This is a genomic window from Paracoccus sp. FO-3 (genome assembly GCF_006386455.1).
Lineage (GTDB): Bacteria > Pseudomonadota > Alphaproteobacteria > Rhodobacterales > Rhodobacteraceae > Paracoccus > Paracoccus versutus.
In genome coordinates this window covers 1-5148 of the sequence record NZ_VCBQ01000181.1, presented here as the reverse complement: position 1 = coordinate 5148, position 5148 = coordinate 1, and the positions used below count along the sequence as shown (strand labels likewise).

The following is a 5148-nucleotide window of genomic DNA, read 5'->3' as shown; positions in this document are numbered from 1 at the left end:
ATATGGCAAGACGCGAAGCTGGAATTTTGCGAGAGCGCCGGATGGCAAGACCAAGAGAATTCGATGAGGAAGCCGTGCTCGACGCGGCAATGCAATGCTTCTGGCGCCATGGCTACGAGGCAACGAGGCAACGAGGCAAAGAGCTGGCTCGGGAAATCTGGACAGTGGGCTTAGGTGGATTTTCGGCCTGAACGCGGCATGATCGCCGTGAACAGGAGCGGATATGACGAGACGCGTGCGCCGGAACCACAGCCCGGCTTTCAAGGCGAAGGTCGCATTGGCTGCAATCAAGGGCGAGAAGCCGCTGGCCGACCTGGCGCAGCAGTTCGACGTCCACCCCAACCAGATCACGCAATGGCGCAGCCAGCTTCTTGAAGGGGCTGCCGGCGTCTTTGGGTCCGAAGCGAAGTCGGAAGCCACCGCGCCCGTGATCGACGTGAAGACGCTTCATGCGAAGATCGGAGAGCTGGCGCTGGAGAACGATTTTTTGTCCGGCGCGCTCGGCAAGGCCGGCCTTCTGAGCGCAAAGCGATGATCGACCGCGCTCACGATCTGCCTTTGAACCGGCAGGCGAAGGTGCTCGGGATCAGCCGGGGCAGCGTGTATTATCTGCCCCGCGCGGTTCCTGCCGCCGACCTTGCCTTGATGCGCGCGATCGACGTGCTGCATCTGGAATATCCCTTCGCCGGCAGCCGCATGTTGCAGGGGCTTCTCGGGGCGGATGGCCACACGGTTGGGCGTCTCCACGTCGCCACGCTGATGAAGCGCATGGGGATCGAGGCGCTCTATCGCCGACCGAACACCTCGAAGCCGACGCTGGGGCACAAGATCTTCCCATACCTGCTGCGCAAGCTGCTGGTGACGCGTCCCAATCAGGTCTGGGCGATGGACATCACCTACATCCCGATGGCGCGGGGCTTCGTCTATCTGACGGCTGTCGTCGACTGGTTCAGCCGCAAAGTTCTGGCCTGGCGGCTGTCGATCACCATGGACGTCGCCTTCTGCATCGAGGCCGTCGAGGAGGCCATGGCCCGCTTCGGCAAGCCCGAAATCTTCAATACGGATCAGGGCTCGCAGTTCACCAGCCGCGAGTTCACCACCCTGCTGATCGGCTCCGGCATCAGGATCAGCATGGACGGCAAGGGCGCCTGGCGCGACAACGTCTTCGTCGAGCGCATCTGGAAATCGGTCAAATACGAGGAGGTCTATCTGCGCGCCTACGCCAACGTGTCCGACGCGCGCGCCTCGATCGGTCGGTATCTGGCCTTCTACAACGGCAGGAGGCCTCATCAGAGCCTGGGACGGCAAACGCCCGATCAAGCCTACTTCAACGCGCTGCAGCCAATCCTGGCTGCGGCATAACCAAGGCCAAAATCCACTTAGCGACAGCCCCCAAACTGTTCAGACAAACCGAGCCAGCTCTCAACGTCAGTGCGCGACCTTATCGACAAGACCCGGATCACCGGCGCGAGCCTTTACAACGCATTCGGGGATGAGCGCACGCTCTTCGCCAAATCGTTGGACCGCTATGTGGAGAACAGCGTAGCCGACCGTATCCGACGTTGCCGTGCATTACCGCCCCGCGAAGCCATCGAAGCGTTCTTTTCCGATGTCTTGAAGCGATCGCTTGAGGATCCTGAGCGCAAGGAGTGCATGCTCGTGAACACCGCATCCTCGATCTATTGGGCAAGGGCGTAAGTGACGAAACTACAACCATTCCCGGATACAATGACCGAGCGCAATTGGGGCGGACTAGAGGATTGAAGCGCATGACATTTGGAGGGACTGCCGTGCGCTCGCTGTTCGAGCGGACTTTGGATGCGCTTCCGGACGGCGTCCTACTAACCGACTCCGAGCGTCGCGTAGTCTATGCGAATCGCTCTTTTGCTCAGCTCTGGAAGATTCCAGACGAATTGGTGAGCACGAAGAACGAGCTCGGCATGCTCACTTTCGTGACGGACCAACTGCTGGACCCGGAGGGTTTCCTTCGCGAGGTGGATCGGCTGCAGCTGGCCCAGGAGACCTCCGAGGACGAAATTCTGCTCAAGGACGGCCGCATTTTTTCGCGGCGCAGTGTGCCGTTCGATGAAGGTGGAAGGTTGGCTGCGCGAATCTGGATTTTTACGGATATCACCGAAGCACGCAGCGCCAGTATCGACGCGTTGACGGGAATACCGAACCGGCATGCCTACTCACGACAATTTCCAGAATATCTCAACACGGCCAACGATGGCCTATTCCGATCCGTCGCCATTCTCGATATCGACAATTTCAAAAGCTACAATGACAGGCATGGCCATGCGGCTGGAGACGACGTTCTGCGCCAAATAGGCACGGTTCTGCGCACGCATTTAACAAATGCCGACGATCTTTTTTTCCGGATCGGCGGCGAGGAGTTTCTCATGGCGTGTCGTACACGCGCCGCTCTGGACGCACACACTTTTTTTGAGGCATTGCGGAATCGAGTCGGTGCGTTGGCAATTACACACCCCGGGAACCAACCCTACGGTGTGGTGACGGTTTCGATGGGGCTTGGGATTTTTGAAGGGCCACAATCGCCGGCCGACGTCTTTCACCAGGTTGATGCGGCGTTGTATCAATCCAAGCATCTGGGCCGGAACAGGGTAACTATCTGGCGCCTCTAGTGCCAGTGTTATCATGGATGGACGACGCCCCGACACGCTATAGTTTCGCGGCAGAGGCGGCCGCGAGCGCGGACTTATCCTTCACAAGTTCATGGAGGAGGTGCTGCCGGGGAAATCGGAAAATCTCGAGCGGCTATCGACTGATCGACCGCCAGACTAGAGCCATCCCTTGCGACCACAATATGTGCATACATCTCGTGTTCCCTCAAGATCGAAAGTATAACGTCGCCTGCGACACTGCCTCAACTTTTTCGGTGGTCCGTGTTCTTTTTTCCATGCCTGTAGCCCAAAAATATGAGCGTAGGTCTCCACCGCCAAAGACCTCCGGCTATGGAATCGATGCATTCGGCGATGCATCCAAAAACCAATGGTGCGGCCGAAAGAATTGACGTTTAGAAGTACGATGCTGGTAGATTTATTCCCAGTGCGACCAAAATAGACATCAGCTACATTGCGCCACAGAGCTTGCCCTCAATAGAGCCCGGTCTGAATATCCGATCCGCGCACCATGGTCGGATCGACTGGACAGCGATCGGCTATCCCAAGAATCATCTGGCGCTGTCGTCATTGAGTGATTGAGTGGCCCTTCGAGTACAATCGTTCGTGTGAAAAGATCGGTGGGCATCATGTCGGAACGTTTCGAATGCACGACTGTCATTCGCGCTCGCTCAGGCGGGAGACTCTTGCGTTGTGCAGATAACCGCATGGCCATCGTCGTGCAGGCGGCAAGCCCTGCAGCAAATCGTAGGGTGAAGGACCATAGCCGAGACCGCCAAGGCTTATCAGCTCATCTGCGATACCTGCTCAATCTCGAACGGGGCCGCCACTTCATGCACGGGCGACGTCAACAATGACGATGTCTAGATCTCGCAGTGCGCGGCTACCTACTCCTCCATCGAGTTCCTGTCCTAAGGGATGTTGTATCTATCCTGGGTCGCGGCAAGAGCAATCGCGCCGGGATTTCGGGCCGAGGGCGTTGTTGATGATCAATGGTCGATCACTTGCGTATCCCGAGTCTGCGGACAGCCCGCGCCCGTTTCTCGAGCCACCACCCGAACTCCGGGTGCCACATCCCATGAACCCCGTCGGCGCCAAGTTCGCGGGCCGCCTGCAATGGCCAGTTCGGGTCCTCCAGCAGTTCGCGACCGAGTGCGACGAGGTCGATATCGCCTTGGTCGATCGAGCGGTCGACCAGCTTCGGGTCCCAAAGAAGTCCGACACCGATCGTCGCGATGCGTGCTGCCGTCTTCACCCGCGCGGCGAGGGCGAGCTGATAGCCGTGCTCGAGGGTCATGCCCTGCGGACGTTCCCGTCCTGAGATGCCGCCGCTTGAGCAGTCGATCGCGTCGACGCCGAGGTCCTTCAGTCGTTGTGCGAGGTAGATTGTGTCGTCCACTTGCCAGCCCTCGGGATGCCAGTCGGTGACCGATAGGCGGAAGACCAGTGGGTATTCGTCTGGCCAAACCTCGCGGATCGCTGCGGCGATCTCGAGTGCCAGACGGCATCGTCCTTCGAGGCTTCCGCCGTAGTCATCGCGCCGTTGGTTCGCGAGCGGCGAGTAAAACTGGTGGATGAGAAACCCATGCGCGGCGTAGACCTCGATCACCCGGAAGCCGGCCTCGCGTGCTCGCTCAGCGGCAATTCGGAACGACGCGATCACTTCCCTGATGTCCTCGATGCTCATCGCGGCCGGAGCAGGCCAGCCTTCCGCGTATGGGATCGCACTCGGCCCGAGTGCAGCCCACGGTTTTTCACCGCGCTGTGCGATGTCTTCCGAGTCGACCGGTGTCTCACCGTGCCAGGGGCGGCGTTCGCTCGCCTTGCGGCCCGCATGGGCGAGCTGGATGCCTGCAACTGCTCCCTCTTGCGAGAGGAAGCGAGTGACCGCCGCGAGCCGGTCGATGTGGGCGTCCGACCATATCCCGAGGTCGCCATGTGTACGCCGGCCATGCTCCTGCACCGCAGTAGCCTCGCAGAACACCAGCGCGGCGCCTCCGAGTGCGAACCGACCGAGGTGGACCAAGTGCCAGTCGTTCGCCACGCCGTGCTGCGCGCGGTACTGGCTCATCGGTGAGACGACCACCCGGTTCTTTAGCGTTACACCGCGCAGCAGGAATGGTTCAAACAGCGTCATCTGGTACGTCTCTCTTCGTTGTAATTGGCTTTGGTCTGCTTCGAGCGGTGTCGTCATTGGGGTTGCACGATCCGCCACGATGCCGACCCTCGCAGCATCCAGCCACGCAGAATCTCGAGTCCTGACAAACCGTCCGATGACGGAGGTGCAGTCGGCGCAGCGCAGCATACAGGGCCGCGTACATACGCGGTTTCGCCCGCAAGCGGCTGGCTGCGATCGTGATCGCGCTGCCACGCGACGTCGCCGAGCTCACGATGCTCGCGAAGGAAGATTACATTTTTCCGCATGCCCAAAATACGCCGGACTGGTTTGCCTCACCGGAGCCGTCACGACGCAGGCTCCGAGCAGCCCAGAGCAGACCCTCAAGCC

General features: G+C 59.8%; 4 protein-coding genes and 1 pseudogene. 4 read left to right on the top strand and 1 reads right to left on the bottom strand.

The window, feature by feature from the left end:
• From FE811_RS28550 to FE811_RS25660, 4 genes and pseudogenes are all read left to right on the top strand, one after another.
• Nucleotides 1–191 (top strand): annotated as a pseudogene (locus FE811_RS28550) (hypothetical protein); the annotation flags it as partial.
• Between the two features lie 32 nt (nt 192–223).
• Nucleotides 224–1362, top strand: a protein-coding gene (locus FE811_RS25670; protein ID WP_140849322.1) for an IS3 family transposase whose coding sequence is annotated in 2 segments (ribosomal slippage) — nt 224–482 and nt 482–1362 — 1140 coding nt in all. Because the reading frame shifts where the segments join, the coding sequence is not laid out codon by codon here.
• Between the two features lie 69 nt (nt 1363–1431).
• Complete coding sequence (locus FE811_RS25665; protein WP_049775953.1) at nt 1432–1698, top strand: hypothetical protein; 267 nt, start codon at nt 1432–1434, stop codon at nt 1696–1698.
• Between the two features lie 92 nt (nt 1699–1790).
• On the top strand, nt 1791–2645 hold the full coding sequence (locus FE811_RS25660; protein WP_041575655.1) for a sensor domain-containing diguanylate cyclase: 855 nt from the start codon (nt 1791–1793) through the stop codon (nt 2643–2645).
• Nucleotides 2646–3642: 997 nt separating this feature from the next.
• Here FE811_RS25660 and FE811_RS25655 read toward each other — a convergent pair.
• Nucleotides 3643–4836 carry an NADH:flavin oxidoreductase/NADH oxidase gene (locus tag FE811_RS25655; protein WP_197715666.1) on the bottom strand — a complete coding sequence of 398 codons (1194 nt, stop codon included), beginning with the start codon at nt 4834–4836 and terminating at the stop codon, nt 3643–3645.
• Nucleotides 4837–5148 lie beyond the last annotated feature (312 nt).